This window comes from Dechloromonas sp. CZR5 (assembly GCF_008711155.1).
GTDB lineage: Bacteria > Pseudomonadota > Gammaproteobacteria > Burkholderiales > Rhodocyclaceae > Azonexus.
On record NZ_VUYQ01000002.1, the window covers coordinates 602,744 to 618,334 of the forward strand.

The 15,591-nt window shown below is 62.5% G+C and carries 11 protein-coding genes; 5 read left to right on the top strand and 6 right to left on the bottom strand.

Going from position 1 to position 15,591, the window contains the following annotated elements; genetic code table 11:
• Nucleotides 1–58: 58 nt before the first annotated feature.
• The 5 genes from trkA (at nt 59) to F1002_RS08045 (ending at nt 7,437) form a co-directional block, all read left to right on the top strand.
• Nucleotides 59–1,492, top strand: a complete 1,434-nt coding sequence (gene trkA, locus F1002_RS08025) for a Trk system potassium transporter TrkA (protein WP_150428487.1) — start codon at nt 59–61, stop codon at nt 1,490–1,492.
• 11 nt (nt 1,493–1,503) lie between these two features.
• Nucleotides 1,504–2,958 (top strand): TrkH family potassium uptake protein, encoded by a 1,455-nt coding sequence (locus F1002_RS08030; protein ID WP_150428488.1) that lies wholly within the window; start codon nt 1,504–1,506, stop codon nt 2,956–2,958.
• Between the two features lie 92 nt (nt 2,959–3,050).
• Nucleotides 3,051–4,118, top strand: coding sequence for a uroporphyrinogen decarboxylase (gene hemE / locus F1002_RS08035; protein WP_150428489.1), 1,068 nt, complete (start codon nt 3,051–3,053; stop codon nt 4,116–4,118).
• A 301-nt stretch (nt 4,119–4,419) separates the two neighbouring features.
• Complete coding sequence (locus tag F1002_RS08040) at nt 4,420–6,402, top strand: primosomal protein N' (protein ID WP_150428661.1); 1,983 nt, start codon at nt 4,420–4,422, stop codon at nt 6,400–6,402.
• A gap of 51 nt (nt 6,403–6,453) precedes the next feature.
• Nucleotides 6,454–7,437, top strand: coding sequence for a hypothetical protein (locus F1002_RS08045; protein WP_150428490.1), 984 nt, complete (start codon nt 6,454–6,456; stop codon nt 7,435–7,437).
• On the opposite strand, the gene F1002_RS08050 is transcribed toward F1002_RS08045, so the two are convergent.
• The 6 genes from F1002_RS08050 to F1002_RS08075 are packed head-to-tail and all read right to left on the bottom strand — an operon-like array spanning nt 7,381 to nt 15,329.
• Nucleotides 7,381–8,598 carry a nitrate/nitrite transporter gene (locus F1002_RS08050; protein ID WP_150428491.1) on the bottom strand — a complete coding sequence of 406 codons (1,218 nt, stop codon included), beginning with the start codon at nt 8,596–8,598 and terminating at the stop codon, nt 7,381–7,383. The genes F1002_RS08045 and F1002_RS08050 overlap by 57 nt on opposite strands.
• Entirely contained in the window at nt 8,595–9,305 is a 711-nt protein-coding gene (locus F1002_RS08055; RefSeq protein WP_150428492.1) for an MOSC domain-containing protein, read from the bottom strand. Before F1002_RS08055 ends, F1002_RS08050 begins: the two co-directional genes overlap by 4 nt.
• 60 nt (nt 9,306–9,365) lie before the next feature.
• Entirely contained in the window at nt 9,366–10,271 is a 906-nt protein-coding gene (locus F1002_RS08060) for an ROK family protein (protein WP_150428493.1), read from the bottom strand.
• Nucleotides 10,268–10,963, bottom strand: coding sequence for a response regulator (locus F1002_RS08065; protein WP_150428494.1), 696 nt, complete (start codon nt 10,961–10,963; stop codon nt 10,268–10,270). The genes F1002_RS08060 and F1002_RS08065 overlap by 4 nt, the downstream gene beginning before the upstream one ends.
• Nucleotides 10,957–13,653, bottom strand: a complete 2,697-nt coding sequence (gene kdpD, locus F1002_RS08070; RefSeq protein WP_150428495.1) for a two-component system sensor histidine kinase KdpD — start codon at nt 13,651–13,653, stop codon at nt 10,957–10,959. The genes F1002_RS08065 and kdpD overlap by 7 nt, the downstream gene beginning before the upstream one ends.
• Nucleotides 13,650–15,329, bottom strand: coding sequence for a CorA family divalent cation transporter (locus tag F1002_RS08075; RefSeq protein ID WP_223879504.1), 1,680 nt, complete (start codon nt 15,327–15,329; stop codon nt 13,650–13,652). Before F1002_RS08075 ends, kdpD begins: the two co-directional genes overlap by 4 nt.
• Between the last annotated feature and the right edge of the window lie 262 nt (nt 15,330–15,591).

A 15,591-nucleotide genomic window follows, 5' to 3' on the forward strand; every position in this document is an offset into this window, starting at 1 on the left:
GGATTGCAGAGTCGGGCGGATGCGCAGCTGGAATCTCCAGCGATAAGGAGGGGCGTACATGAAAGTCATCATTCTCGGTGCCGGGCAGGTTGGCGCCAGCGTGGCCGAAGGTCTGGTTTCGGAAGAAAACGACATCACGATCATCGATACCGATGGCGCCAGGCTGATGCAGTTGCAGGACCGAATCGATCTGCGGGCCGTGGTCGGCAATGCCGCGCTCCCGAGCACCCTGCGTGATGCCGGGGCCGACGATGCAGACATGGTCATTGCGCTGACGCAGAGCGATCAGACCAATCTGGTCGCCTGCAAGTTGGCCCAGAACGTGTTCAATGTTCCGACCCGCATTGCCCGCCTGCGTTCACGGGATTTTCTGGAGGACGAAACACTGCTTTCGCCGGAAAACTTCGCGGTTGATTTTGCCCTGTGTCCGGAACAGGTCATTACCGACTACATCCGTCGCCTGATCGAATTTCCCGAAGCCTTGCAGGTTCTCAATTTCGCCCAGGGGCGTGTGTGCCTGGTGGCCGTGCGGGCCTACGACGGCGGTTTGCTGGTGGGGCGGCAGATCAAGGAGATGCGCTCGCTGCTGCCGCCGGACATGGATGCCCGTATCGCGGCCATCTTCCGGGGCAACCAGCCGGTCTTCCCGGAGGGGGATACGCTGGTCGAGGCGGGAGACGAGGTGTTCCTGCTCTCGGCCGCCGAACATATCCGGCCCGTGCTGCGTCAATTGCGCCGGATGATGACGCCCGTCGAGCGCATCATGATCGCCGGCGGCGGCAATATCGGCCTGCGTCTCGCCAAGGCGCTGGAAAAGCGTTACGAAATCAAGCTCATCGAGGGTCGAAAGGAACGGGCCGAGTTCATCGCCAACGAACTGGACAACACCCTCGTCCTGCTCGGCGATGCGACCGACGAGGAACTGCTCGAGCAGGAGAACATCGGCGAGATGGACCTGTTCCTTGCCGTCACCAACGACGACGAGGACAACATCATGGCCGGCAGCCTGGCCAAGCGACTCGGCAGCAAGCGCGTCGTGGCGTTGATCAACCGTCGGGCCTACGCCGACATGATCGAGGGTGGACCGATCGATATCGGGATCTCGCCGGCGCAGGTTTCCATCGGAACATTGCTGGCCCACGTCCGGCAGGGCGACGTGGCAGAAGTCCATTCGTTGCGCCGGGGGGCTGCCGAGGCGCTGGAACTGGTTGCCCATGGCGATGCCAAGACCTCCAAGATCGTCGGCAAGCGCATCGATCAGATCGACTGGCCGCACGGGGTAACCGTCGCCGCGATGGTGCGCAATTTCGACAAGGCCGTGGTGATCGGACAGACCGACGAATGGACCTCGATTACCCGTCATGGCGAAGTGGTCATCGCGCACCACGATACGGTGATCGAACCCGGGGATCACGTGATCGTCTTCTGCACCAGCAAGAAGCTGGTCAAGAAAGTCGAGAAGCTCTTCCAGGTCGGATTCCACTTTCTGTAGGGGCTGCCGCGATGACCCGATTTGCCCCGGTTTACCGTGCGCTGGGCATGATCATCATGCTCTTCGGCCTGACCATGCTGGCGCCGCTGATTCTCTCCTACGTCGTCGATGACGGAGCACAGGCTGTCTACGACGAGTCCTTTGCCCTGACCATGCTGTGCGGAGCCTTCCTCTGGTACCGCTACCGTCGCTGTAAGCGCGAACTGAGCATCCGCGACGGATTCCTGATGGTGGTGCTGGTGTGGACGGTCCTGCCGGCATTCGCGGCGATTCCCCTGATGCTGCAACTCGGTATAAGCCATACCGATGCCTATTTCGAGACGGTTTCCGGTCTCACCACCACCGGCGCTACGGTGTTGACGAACATCGACCAGTTACCGATGTCGATCAACCTGTGGCGGCATCAGCTTGTCTGGGTGGGCGGCATGGGCCTGATCGTGCTGGCCATCGCCATCCTTCCCCTGCTCGGTATCGGCGGCCGCCAGATGTTCAAGGCCGAGACGCCGGGGCCGATGAAGGATGCCAAGATGACGCCGCGCATCGCCGAAACGGCCAAAGGGCTGTATCTGGTTTATCTCGGCGTCACCCTCGCCTGCGTCATCTCGCTGCGCATTGCCGGGATGAACTGGTTCGATGCCACGTGCCACACCTTCTCGATCATGGGTTTGGGGGGGTTCTCGACCCATGACGCCAGCTTCGGGTTTTTCGATTCGCCGACCATCGAATTTGTCGCCATCGTCTTCATGCTGATCGCCGGCATGAACTTCGGAACGCTGTTCCTGGCCGTGACCGGGCGTACGCTACGGCCCTATCTGCTCGATCCGGAAGCGCGCTGGTTCCTCGGCGTAACCTTGCTCAGCATTTTTGTCGTTGCTGTCTATATCTGGAAGGACGGTGCGTACCCCGACCTCGATACCGCGATGCGTCATGTCGCATTCAACCTGGTCTCGATCGCCACGACGACCGGCTTGTCCAGCGTCGACTACGCGCAGTGGCCGATTTTTGCACCCTTGTGGATGCTGTTCCTGTCCAGCTTCGCGACCAGTGCCGGGTCAACCGGGGGTGGTATCAAGATGATGCGGGCCCTGCTGCTCTACAAGCAGGTCTATCGCGAACTGGTACGCGCCATGCATCCCAGCGCGGTATACAACATCCGGATCGGCGGTCAGGTCGCTCCACAGCCCATTCTTTTCGCGGTGCTTTCCTTCGCCTTCATGTACATGGTCAGCATCGTATCGCTCACGCTCATCCTGGCCTTCACCGGGCTGGACATTGTCTCGGCCTTCACCGCCATCGTCGCCAGCATCAACAACACGGGACCGGGACTGGGCGTGGTCGGGCCGTCGACGACCTACGAGGTTCTCGGCGATTTCCAGACCTGGGTATGTACGTTCGCGATGCTGCTCGGCCGTCTGGAAATCTTCACTCTGCTGGTGGTGCTGACGCCTGCCTTCTGGCGCAAATAGCGTCGGGCCGCCTTTTCCTGATTTATCGCAAGTGACCGCGAGCGGGGAAAGGCGGATAATGCCGGTTTTCCGATTTTCTGGCGGAGTCCGACGTGAGCCGACCCAAGAACGACACTTTCCTGCGCGCCCTTCTCAAGGAGCCGACCGAATACACCCCGCTGTGGCTGATGCGCCAGGCGGGCCGCTACCTGCCCGAGTATTGCGAAACCCGCAAACGGGCCGGCAACTTCCTGAACCTGTGCAAGTCGCCGACCATGGCCTGCGAAGTGACCCTGCAGCCGCTGGCCCGCTACGATCTCGACGCCGCCATCCTGTTCTCCGACATCCTGACCGTGCCGGACGCCATGGGCCTCGGTCTCTACTTTGCCGAAGGCGAAGGCCCGCGTTTCGAGCGCCCGCTGCGCGAGGAATGGGCGATCAACAACCTGACCGCCCCCGATCCCTACGAGCATCTCGGCTACGTCATGGATGCCGTTTCCGAAATCCGCCGCGCGCTGGACAACTCGGTGCCGCTGATCGGCTTCTCCGGCAGCCCCTACACGCTCGCCTGCTACATGGTCGAAGGCCAGGGCTCGAGCGATTTCCGCCACATCAAGGGCATGCTCTACAACCGTCCGGATCTGCTGCACAAGATCCTGTCGGTCACCACCGAATCGGTGATTTCCTACCTGAACGCCCAGATCGACTCCGGCGCCCAGGCCGTGATGATCTTCGACACCTGGGGCGGTTCGCTGTCCAATGCTGCCTACGAGGAATTCTCGCTGCAATACATGCAGCGCATCGTTGCCGGCCTGAAGAAGGAAAAGGACGGCCAGCGCATTCCGAGCATCGTGTTCACCAAGAACGGCGGCCTGTGGCTGGAAAAGATCGCCGCCATCGGCTGCGATGCCGTCGGCCTCGACTGGACGATCGATATCGGGGAAGCCCGTCGTCGTGTCGGCGACAAGGTCGCCCTGCAAGGCAACCTCGATCCGAACGTCCTGTTTGCCCAGCCGGAAATCGTTGCAGCAGAAGCGAAGAAGGTTCTCGATAGCTACGGAACGGGCAATACCGGCCATGTCTTCAACCTGGGCCATGGAATCTCCCAATTCACGCCGCCCGAGAGCGTGACCGCCCTCGTCGAAGCGGTTCATACCCATAGCCGTCTATTACGTAAGTAATGCCTATAAGTAGGTGGCAAAGCTTGACTTATGCACAGAGTTTTGCCACCTGCAGAAAAAATGTCCGTAAAAAACCTTGACAGTATTGTGTTTATTCAAGGTGTTGAATTTAAACGATTTTGTTTGTTGCCCATTATTTCGGCAGGGTGACAAAATCCTTACCGGCCCGCGACTTAGCGCATTGGCCCGGAAGTAATTCACAAAGTTATCCACAGTTTTTGTGGACAACTCGAAAAGCCGTCGATTTTGAATCGAACCTGCCCGTTTTTTCGGAGAAATGACGGCCTCGGCCGCTGAAACGATGCCTGTTTTGCGCGTTGCCCTCGATTTACCCCTGCATCGACTCTTCGACTATGTCAGCGAATCGGCCGGCCCGGACGATGTCGGCCGACGCGTTCGGGTGCCGTTCGGGCGTGGCGAAAGGCTCGGGGTCATCGTGGACGTCGCCGATGCCAGCGACTGGCCGATCGATCAGCTCAAGGCCGCCGGCGACATACTGCGCGATCTGCCGCCGCTGCCCCGCGATTTCCTGGCCCTTTGCGAATTTGCAAGCACTTACTACCAGGCCGCTTTCGGCGAAGTCGTGATGCAGGCATTGCCGGCCGGCCTCAAGCGCCTCGATCCGCCGGACCGGCGCAGTGGTCGTGCCACCAAACCTTCCGCTACCTTGGCGCCGCCCGATTTGACCGGCGAGCAGGCCGCAGCGGTGGCGGCTATCGATCCGGCCGCGGGATTTGCCGCCTACCTGCTGCATGGCGTGACCGGCAGCGGCAAGACCGAGGTCTACCTGCGCCTGATCGACAAGGCGCTGGCGGCCGGCAAGCAGGTCCTGCTGCTGGTGCCCGAAATCAATCTGACGCCTCAGCTCGAAAGCCGGGTCCGCGCCCGTTTTCAGGAGCGTGCCGTGGTCTCCCTGCATAGCGAACTGGCCGAAGCGGCGCGCGAACGAAACTGGCGGGCGGCATTTTCCGGCGAGGCGAGCATCGTGCTCGGTACCCGGCTGGCGATCTTCACACCGATGCCGCGGCTCGGGCTGATCGTCGTCGATGAGGAGCACGATGCCTCGTTCAAGCAGCAGGACGGCATGCGCTATTCGGCCCGCGACATCGCGGTGTTTCGCGCCAACCAGCTGAAGATTCCCGTCCTTCTCGGCTCGGCGACGCCTTCGCTGGAATCGTGGTCGAATGCCCAGACCGGGCGCTACCGGATGCTCAGCCTGCGCGAGCGAGCCAACCCCGAAGCGACCCTGCCGACCGTCAAGATTCTCGATACGCGCCGCATGGCGCTCAGGGAGGGCGTCAGCGAACCGCTGGTCGCCGCCATTCAGGCCCGCCTGGAACGTGGCGAACAAAGCCTCGTTTTCCTGAACCGGCGGGGTTATGCACCGGTTCTGGCGTGCCCGCCCTGCGGCTGGGTTTCGCGCTGCAAGCGTTGTGCGGCGAACATGGTGCTGCACCTTGCCGACCGGCGCTTGCGCTGCCATCACTGCGGCTTCGAATATCGCATCCCGAAAGCCTGTCCGACCTGCGGCAATCAGGACATCCATCCCTTCGGGCGCGGCACGCAGCGCCTCGAGGGCTGGCTGCAGGAGCAGTTTCCGGATGCCCGCATCCTGCGCGTCGACCGCGATGCGGTAAAGAGCCGCAAGCAGTGGGAGGCGATCCTCGAACGCATCCATGGCGGCGAGGCCGACATCCTGGTCGGCACGCAGATGCTGGCCAAGGGGCACGACTTCCCCAGGCTGACCCTGGTTGGCATTCTGGGTGCCGATTCCGCGCTGTTCGCCGCCGACTGCCGTGCGCCGGAGCGGCTGTTCGCCCAGCTCATGCAGGTCGCCGGTCGGGCGGGACGGGCCGAGTTGAAGGGCGAGGTGCTGATCCAGACGCAGTACCCGGATAACCCCTTGTTTGCCTCGCTGGTCGCCCACGACTACCCCGGCTTCGCCAGCGCCCAGCTGACCGAGCGCGAGCAGGCCGGCTTTCCGCCCTACACCTTCCAGGCCATGCTGCGCGCCGAGGCGCCCGACATGGCGGATGCCATCGCCTTCCTGAAAACGGCGGCGCTCCTGCCGGTCATTGCCGGACACGACAACGTCCTGATCTACGATCCGGTACCGATGAAGATGGCCCGCCTGGCCAACCTCGAGCGCGGCCAGCTCCTGGTCGAATCGCATTCCCGCCCGGCGCTGCAGGCGTTTCTGCCGCGCTGGCGCGAAGCCGTCGAAGGCCTCAAGGCGCCGTCCCGTTTGCGCTGGCATATCGAGGTCGATCCGCTGGAGTTCTGATCGGCACGCCCCTTGCTGTGATGGCATCCCATCCATTGCAAGGAGCGCATCATGAAAATCGTGGATTCGACGGTACGCCTCGCGGCCAGCCACGAAGCGAGTTATGCCCATCATGTCGAGATGACCAGCACGACGGGCTTCCGGCAGGTTTTCACACAGCTGGCCGGGACGCCGGCCGACAACGACGGCGAGGCCCGCAAGCGCCTGCAGAAAATGTTGCAATCGCTGGTCGACGCCATTCTGGCGGCGCTCGACGGCAAGAAATACAAGGAAAACTTTGCCGCTACCGACGCCTTGCCGGACGAGGCCGTTCCGGCCGGGCGGACGCGGGAAATGACCTGGACGAACCGTATCGTCGAGACAGTGAAAGAAAGCGAGCGTACCGATGTCTGCGGCCAGGGCTGCGTGCGGACCCGGGACGGCCGGCAGATTGCGTTCGATTTCTCGCTACGCCTGGCCCGGGATGTCGAGTTCACCTCGACGCGACTCGACAGCGGCAGCGCGACCTTGCAGGATCCCCTGGTCCTCAGCTTCGACGGCAAAGCTGCCGAACTGTCGGCCGAGCGCATCCGTTTCGATCTCGATGCCGACGGCAAGGCCGAGGAGATACCGGGGCTGGGCAAGCATTGCGGCTTTCTCGTCTTCGACCGCAATGGCAACGGCAAGGCCGACGACGGCCGCGAATTGTTCGGCGTCGCCAGCGGCAACGGCTTTGCCGACCTGGCGGAACTCGATGACGACCGCAACGGCTGGATAGACGAGAACGATGCTGCCTACCAAAAACTGGCCGTATGGTCGGGCGACGGCTTGTCGTCGTTGGCGCAGCGCGGCGTTGGGGCGCTCTACACCGGGTCGGTCGAGGCGCCCTTCACGCTGAAAACCGCCGACAACGCCCTGCTCGGCCAGATTCGTGCCGCGGGCGTCTATTTGACGGAATCGGGCGAGGTCGGCCACCTGCAGCAGGTCGACCTCGCCGTTTCAAGCCCGGCGGTGCGGGAGAAGGAGCCAGACGAGCGCCAGCGTCTGACCGCCTAGCAGCGTCAGGAAGGCGGCACGGAATGCCGCCTCGCTGGCCCAGCCCTGGGCCTGCAGCAGGTCCACAAAACCGCCGATGCCCCATTGCAGCCCGAAGGCACCGGCAAAGACCAGCAGGTTCAGGGCGGTGTTGGCGCGTCCCGACAGCGCCGGCGGAAAAGCCTGGGAAACCAGCGAATAGGCAATGTTCGACAGCGAGAAGCAGATGCCGAGGATCGGCCACAGCAGGTCGCCGGCAAAGCCCGGCTGGAAGCTGATCAGGGCAAAGCTGATCAAGGCGGCCAGCATCGCGCCGATATAAACCTTCTCCAGCTTGATGCCGCGCCGGACCAGGCCGGTCGCGAAGAAGCCCATGAACAGGAAGCCGGCCAGCATGGCACCGCTGATCCAGGTGAGGCGCACGGCCACTGCGGCACGGTCCATGTTCTCCAGCACCATCATCCAGCGCGAGGCCCACAGGCCCTGCACGGCCATGAAGCCGCCGGTCATCATCAGTCCCATCGGTGCGTAGCGCCAGAAGTGGCGGCTCGAAAACACCGCCTTCACCCCGGCCAGCTGTTCGGCAAAGCCGGCGCCTTCGGGCTTGTTGTCGGTATCCGGTACACGGAGCCAGATGATGGCGGCGACGATCGCCGTTGCCACCGCCAGCCCGAGGGCGATGATGCGCCAGCTGGTGAAGCCGATGGCAATCTCCAGCGGTTTGGAGGCGGCCAGCGCGCCCAGCCCGCCGGCGGCCATGACCCAGCCGGTCAGCGAAGCCTGTCGCTCGGGGGGAAACCACAGGGCGAAGGCCTTGAAGGAGGCCATCAGACAGGCCGAAACGCCGAGGCCGATCAGGGCGCGACCGATAGCCAGTCCGCCCAGCGTGTCGCTCATGGCAAATACGGCGACGCCGGTGCCGGCAAGCAGCAACAGTCCCGATTCGACGCGGCGCGGACCATAGCGGTCGAGCAGCATGCCCAGCGGCAACTGGGCCGCCCCGAAAGCGAGGAAATAGGTGCTGGTCAGCAGGCCGAGGGCGTTGTCGGCGAGGTTGAGTTCGCGTGCGAGGACGGGGCCGATGACGGCGTTGACCGTGCGGAACAGGTAAGAGAGGAAGTAACCGGCGGCAAACGGCAGGAAAAGCCTGAGCCAGTTGGCCTGATGCGGGGGATTGCTCACGGGTTCTCCGGTTTCGCGTGGTACGCGGTGACGGGGGGCGGCGTCTGGTCCGCATGCTTGTGCAGCCAGCCGACCCGGGTGGCGATTTTTTGCCGCCAGTTGTCGGCGATGCCCGGGGTGGCGAGCAGCCTTTCCATCGCGGCGAGCGGCGGGCGATGCGCCTGCCAGAGCAGCATGGCCTCGGCCAGGGTGAAGGCCGCCGGATCGCTCTGTTCAAGGAGCAGGACATCGCGGGGGCCGACGCTGCCCGGGGTGACCACCCGCCAGTACCAGCCGGTCAGGCGCTGTTCGGCAATGAATTGGGCCATGCCGTCGCAGGCGTAACGCTCGTCGATTTTCCAGCACGGACTGCGCGGCTGGCAAACCTGCAGGCGAGCCGAGCCGAGCTGCCAGATATCGCCGAGCCGGACATCGTTTTCGTCGAGATCGCCGGTCGAGATGTTTTCGCCGATGCTCCCGACGACCAGTTGCCCGGCCGCTTCGGGAAAACGGGCTGCCAGCTTGGCGTAGTGCGCCGCGGGATACAGATGGACCGCCTTGTCGGGACCGCCGTGTACCCGGCGATCGGCTTGCTGGTCGCCGGCAAAGCCTTCAGGGCCGAGTTCGATCGGGCCGCTCACGGCCTGCTTGTACATGCCGGTCGGACGACCGGATTCGGGTAGCGGGCGAATGCTGCCGACAAAGAGGGAAATATTTGCTTTCATCATTTGATTTTGCCATCTCGTCCGGCAAATGTAAGCACTGGAAAACCCTTTCCGCCAATGTGCTCAGTTCCACAGCCAGGCGGCGCCGCGCACCCCCGAGGAGTCGCCGTGCATGGGCGGCAGGAAGCGCGTGCAGACGGTGTCGGAAAAAACGTGCGGCGCGCAGCGCTCGGGCAGGTTGCGATAAAGCTGCTGCATGTTGGAGAGGCCGCCACCGAAAACGATGACCTGCGGGTCCAGAATGTTGATCACCCCGGCCAGGGCCTGGCCGAGACGCTCTTCGTAACGCAGCAGTGTCGCCGCGCAGGCCTCGTCGCCTTGCCCGGCGTGGTGTTCAATCGCCGCGGCATCGAGGCGGATGCCCGTATGGCGGGCATGGTCGGCGCTCAACCCCGGGCCGGACAGGTAGGCCTCGATGCAACCCCGGCGCCCGCAGTAGCAATCGGGGGGCGGATGTTCGTCGCCGGGCAGCGCGGGCAGGGGATTGTGCCCCCATTCGCCGGCGATGGCATTGGCGCCGACCAGCACCTGCTGGCGGATTACGATGCCGCCGCCGACACCGGTGCCGAGAATGACGCCGAACACGGTCTCGGCGTCACGGCCGCTGCCGTCGATGGCTTCCGACAGGGCAAAGCAGTTGGCGTCGTTGGCCAGTCGCACCTCGCGCTGGAGCAGGGCCTGCAGGTCGCGGCGCAGGGGTTTGCCGATCAGGCAGGTCGAGTTGGCATTCTTGATCAGGCCGCCCCGCTGCGATTCGGCGCCCGGTATGCCGATACCGACGCTGCCCCGCCGGCCCAGTTCATCCTCGGTAGCCTCGACCAGCCCGGCGACGGCCATGACCGTACCGAGATAATCGCCTTGCGGCGTGTCGATGCGCCGGCGCAGCAGTTCGCTACCCTGTTCGTCGAGGGCGACGATCTCGATCTTCGTGCCGCCGAGGTCGATTCCGATGCGTAGCGAGTTTGTCATTGATCGATCAAACGATACCCAACGCCGGGCTCCGTACGGATGTTGCGCGGACGATTGGGGTCGGATTCAAGTTTTCGCCGCAATCCTGCCATATAGACCCGCAGATAGTGCGTGTCATCGACATGACTTGGCCCCCAAACCTCCTTGAGCAACTGGCGATGCGTCACGACGCGACCCAGATTGGCGATCAGCTGCACCAGGAGCTTGTATTCGATGGGGGTCAGGTGAATCTCCTGCTCGCCGCGCATGACCTGACGTTTGACCATATCGACTCGAATGTCGCCCAGAGCCACCTGCGGCGATGAAGTGCTACGTGCCGCGCGACGCAGCAAGGCCCGAATCCGGGCTTGCAGTTCGGCGATGCCGAAGGGCTTGGTCAGATAGTCATCCGCCCCGGCATCGAGTGCCCGCACTTTTTCACCTTCCAGTGTTCTCGCCGACAGAATCAGAATCGGCAGCGTCGTCCAGGTGCGGACCTCGCGAATGAGCTCGATACCGTCGCGATCGGGAAGCCCGAGATCCAGCACGGCCAGATCGGGTTTGCGGGTACCCAGCTCGATCAATCCCCGCTCCGCCGTCCCGGCTTCATGTACGGCACACCCTTCCGCCTCGAGGGCGGTTCGGATGAAGCGCCGAATCTGGGCTTCGTCCTCGATGACGACCACGCTGTAGGTGCCTGCGGGGGTTACCATGGAATCTCCTCCTTCGGCACTTCCGGTGCCTTGCCACAGGGGATGGTGATGACAAAGCGAGCGCCGCCCAAAGCACTTTTCTCCGCCCGGATAGTGCCATCGTGCGCTTCGACAATGGCTCGAACGATGGACAGTCCAAGCCCGACGCCGCTGATCGTCGATTCGCTTCGTCCGCGTGCAAACTTGGCAAACAGGGCTTCTTCCCTGCCTGGAGGCAAACCCGGCCCGTTATCCTCGACGCTGATCTCGGCATGCTTGCCCACGCATTGCGCCGAGATGGCGATGACGCTGCCGGTCGGCGTGTATTTTGCGGCATTCTCCAGCAGGTTGCAGAAGACCCGTTCCATGAGGATCGAATCGAAGTACAGCATGGGCAGATCGGCCGGCAGCGCGATGTTGACCGCATGGTCGGCCAGCACGGCGGCACGGGACTGGAGGGCTACGCCGATGACCTCCTCCAGGGGCTGCCAGTCGCGATTCAGTTTGACGTTTCCGCTCTGGAGGCGCGCCATATCCAGCAAGTTGCTGACCAGCACGCTGGTACGCAAGGCTTCGTCGCGGATGGCGTCGGCGATGTCGGCCTGCGATTTTGGCAAGGGCGGCCCGGCAAGGTTCAAGGACTCGGCGAGGCCCGAGAGTACGGTCAGCGGCGTACGCAGATCGTGCGATAGCGCCGATAGCAGGGAATTGCGCAGTTGCTCCGACTCCATCTTGACCAGCGCTTCCTGTGCCACGGCAATGAAATGAACACGTTCGAGCGCAATGGCGATCAGGCTGGCGCTCGTTTCCAGCAGACGCTGCTGTTCCGGCGGCACAGACCATTTTCCCGAAGGCGGCACGACAACCAACACCCCGCGCGTCCGCATCGGTGCCTTCAGCGGCAGGTAGAGGGCGCTGGCCGAAGGCAGCGTCGAGGTCGAACAGCCTGCCGGTTCGTTATGATCGAGGGCGTAATGGGCGATACCGATATCAAGCTCGGCCAGCTCCCTCCCATCCACCACCTGAAGATGGTCCGTGGTATCCAGAGCCATCAGCGTCGAGCGGGCGCTGAACACGCGGTCAACGAAGTGCTGGCTGATCTCGACAATTTGTTCGATGGCCAGGGCGCTGGACAACTCCCGGGCCATTTCGAACAAGGCCCGCATGCGTTGCTCCCGGCCTAGGGCGATACCCGCCTGGAATTTCAGGCGCGCGGTCATCTGCCCGATCAGGAGCGCGACCAGCAGCATGACGGCAAACGTCGGCAAGTACTGGACGTCGCTCACCGAAAACGAGAAACGCGGCGATACGAAGAAGAAATCAAAGGCGGCCACGGACAGGACCGCCGCCAGCGCACCCGGTCCGCGTCCCAGTCGATAGGCGGTGAAAACAGCCATCGACAAAAAGATCATGACGATGTTGGCCAGTTCAAGATGCGGCAGCAGCGGGGTCGCAACGAGAGCGGTCAATGCCACGCCGGAGGTTGCCAAGAGATAATCCCGCCAAGCGATGGACGGCCCTTCGCTGGAGACCTGCCTGGTCGTTTCGCTCTCGCCATTTGTCCGCTCGTCCACGTCGCGAGCAACCAGCACGACCTCGAGTTCCGGTGCCTCTTGTCCAAGCCGTTCCGCAAAGCTGCGTTGCCATGGCCACAATCTGGCTGTTTCCCGACCGACAACCACCTTGCCCAGATTGTGTTCGCGAGCGTAGGCCGTCGTCACCGCAATCAGGTCGTCGCCGGACAGGCTCGCCGTGGTGGCACCCAGATCCTGAGCCAGCTTCAAGGTGCGCAGGATGCGCGAACGATCGTTCTCCGACAGGCGCTGGAGCTTGGAGGTTTCAACGTAGATCACATGCCACGGAACATTGAACTGGGCGGCCAGTCTGGCGCCCGAGCGGATCAGCTTGTTGCTGCCGAGACCGGCGCCGATGCAGACGAGCAATGATTCCTGTGTCGGCCAGACGGTCGTCGCCGAGGTTTCCCGACGGTAGGCGAGGACATCCTCATCGACACGATCGGCGGTCCGGCGCAAGGCCAGTTCCCGCAACGCCAGCAGGTTGCCCTTGCGGAAGAAGTTCTGCACGGCGCGTTCGGCCTGCTGGGGAATATAGACCTTTCCCTCTTTCAGGCGCTGCAGCAATTCCTCGTGCGGCAGGTCGACCAGGACGATTTCATCGGCCTGATCAAAAACATGATCGGGCAGGGTTTCCCATACCTTGATGCCGGTAATGCCGCCGATGACGTCGTTCAGGCTTTCAAGATGCTGGACATTGACCGTGGTGAAGACATCGATCCCTGCCGCCAGCAATTCTTCCACGTCCTGCCAGCGCTTGGGGTGGCGTGAACCGGGTGCATTGGAGTGGGCCAGCTCGTCGACCAGAATCAGTTCGGGTTTGCGCGCCAGGGCCGCGTCGATGTCGAATTCGCGTAGTGTGTGACCTTTGTACTCGATGCTCTTTTGCGCAATCGACTCCAGGCCGCGCACCATTTCAGCAGTCTCGGATCGCCCGTGCGTTTCGACGATCCCGATCGCCAGGTCGACGCCTTGTGCCTGCAGCGCCCTTGCCGCGCCCAGCATGGCGTAGGTCTTGCCGACTCCCGGGCTTGCCCCGAAGAAGATTTTCAGCTTGCCTCGATGTCTTTGTGCCGACTCCGCTTCCAGGCGCGCCAGCAGGGCGTCCGGATCGGGGCGTTGCATCTCGCTGCTCATCCGCGTCTCCTGCCGGACCAAAGCACCTGGCCCAAGGCAGTCATTTTCTTGCCGAACGGTACACGCTCGTCGGCCAGGGTTTCCAGGAAATCCGACAGCCGCTTGGAGCGGGCGATGGCGAACAACACCAGACTGACAAACACGACTGTCGCCACGGCACCATGGACAATCCGCTCGCCCACGCTGCCTTCGCCGAAGGGAATGATGTTCATGCCGAAGTAGCCGGTCGTTACCGTGGCGATCAGGCCAAGAATCGTGATCACGGTCAGCCTGACCACCGTATTCGATTGCCGTCGCTGCGAGTCGCTGTCCAGGTAATGACTCATTTCGCGAATCTCGTCGCGCACTTCTTCATACAGGCTGTCGTTGCGCAAATGCCGGCTGCACAGGCGATACAGCGCCTGCAAATGCGGGCGCTCGGACAATTCGTGGAACCAATAGCGGTGAGTGAAGCGCAGGAAGGTTTCGAAATTCGCCCGGATGCGGCGCTTGAACCGGCGTACCGACGCCTCGTTGCGAATATTCAAGTCGTTGACGGCGTCCACCAGGATTTCCGAAAAGACCAGCAGCGATGCGCGATGCAGATGGGCGATCAGGAAGATAACGAAGTGCTGGTGCCTGAACTGCGCCAGGACACCGCGCTCGCCATTGCAGAAGTACGGCGAGGCGGCATCTCCGACCACCGTAAACGCATTGCCCGTGCAGATGAATCGCGTATTGGGGCCGGACTCGCTGTTTTGCCAGTAGCGGTCCTGGCAGTAAAGCCCGACGAAATCCCTCACCGACGGTTCGTTGCCGGGTAACGGCTCGTCGGGGTGCATGACCGTCGCCAGCCCGATTCTGACCCAGTCTTCCGATTTCAAGCGGCGGGGATTGTCGACCGCCAGATAGGCCATCATCGGCATGCGATGGTATTCGATCAGCCGGTAACGGATTTCACCCGGGAGATCGGAATGGGCCGGCACCAGTGGGGAAAGCAGCCAGGCCCAATGCTCGCTGATCCCCGGACTGCGATGGGTGCAGACATATGCCAGGAATTTGGCGCGGCGTTCGGTGTCGGAAAACGTCAGAATCCGGTCGTCGTGGTCCAGCCATTCGGACAGATGGACATTGTGCAATCCGCATCCATCTTCATCCCAGCCGGAAGGGTAGGCGCGTCCGAAGCGAAACAGGATGTCCCTGGCCTGGCTCAGGGGAAGGTCCTTTCCACGGACCTCGAGGTTGAGAATCACCAGGTCCAGATCGTGAAAGAAATACAGGTCGAGGTGGACGACATGCAGGGTGACCGGCTGGCTTCCGGGGCGCAGCGTCAGGCGCAGGCTGGCGACATCCTTGCGGCGGAAAACGTGCACCGGCGATTCGCCGATATCGTCTCCCGGCGAACGTTTCGATGAGCGTCCCTCGCCATACAGAAAACGTTGCACATAGGGCAGGAAGGAGACGAACTCCCGATAATGACGTTCCTGGAACATGCCGGGATCGGCGGTGAATTCGTCGTCGATCCGCTGCCAGGGCTTATCTTTCAAGGCCTCGAGCAATTCCCAGTGCCGTCCCTCGCCTTCCTTGGTCGCCAGCGCTTCCAACTGCAAGGGCCAGAGAAGGCTGGCATGGAAGAGTGGAACGCGCAGTTCCCCATCCGCCATTTTTTCTTCCATGCCGCTGTTCTCCCCGGTCATGCAGACGGTTGCTACCGTTTGCGCGATGTAGACAATCGTGAATCCAGAAACGCCCGAAATACCGTTTTATCGTGCGCCTCTCAGGTCTGCTGCCGCTCACAGGATAATTCATGCAAATGAATATCGAGGGCATGAGCGTGTTTTTCCTGCCAAGCCGATCGGCGCGGCTATTTTCGCTCGGTTCCCGGACGGCCGTGTGATCGACGTTGCCAATATAGCGATTCGGAAATAAGAATTCCGTAAAGATTCGGGCAGCCTGGCC

Coding starts and splice junctions, on each gene's coding strand:
- F1002_RS08040 (WP_150428661.1), top strand. CDS start 4,420: ATGCCTGTTTTGCGCGTTGCCCTCGATTTACCCCTGCATCGACTCTTC.
- F1002_RS08055 (WP_150428492.1), bottom strand. CDS start 9,305: ATGATGAAAGCAAATATTTCCCTCTTTGTCGGCAGCATTCGCCCGCTA.
- F1002_RS08030 (WP_150428488.1), top strand. CDS start 1,504: ATGACCCGATTTGCCCCGGTTTACCGTGCGCTGGGCATGATCATCATG.
- trkA (WP_150428487.1), top strand. CDS start 59: ATGAAAGTCATCATTCTCGGTGCCGGGCAGGTTGGCGCCAGCGTGGCC.
- F1002_RS08060 (WP_150428493.1), bottom strand. CDS start 10,271: ATGACAAACTCGCTACGCATCGGAATCGACCTCGGCGGCACGAAGATC.
- F1002_RS08065 (WP_150428494.1), bottom strand. CDS start 10,963: ATGGTAACCCCCGCAGGCACCTACAGCGTGGTCGTCATCGAGGACGAA.
- F1002_RS08075 (WP_223879504.1), bottom strand. CDS start 15,329: ATGACCGGGGAGAACAGCGGCATGGAAGAAAAAATGGCGGATGGGGAA.
- kdpD (WP_150428495.1), bottom strand. CDS start 13,653: ATGAGCAGCGAGATGCAACGCCCCGATCCGGACGCCCTGCTGGCGCGC.
- F1002_RS08045 (WP_150428490.1), top strand. CDS start 6,454: ATGAAAATCGTGGATTCGACGGTACGCCTCGCGGCCAGCCACGAAGCG.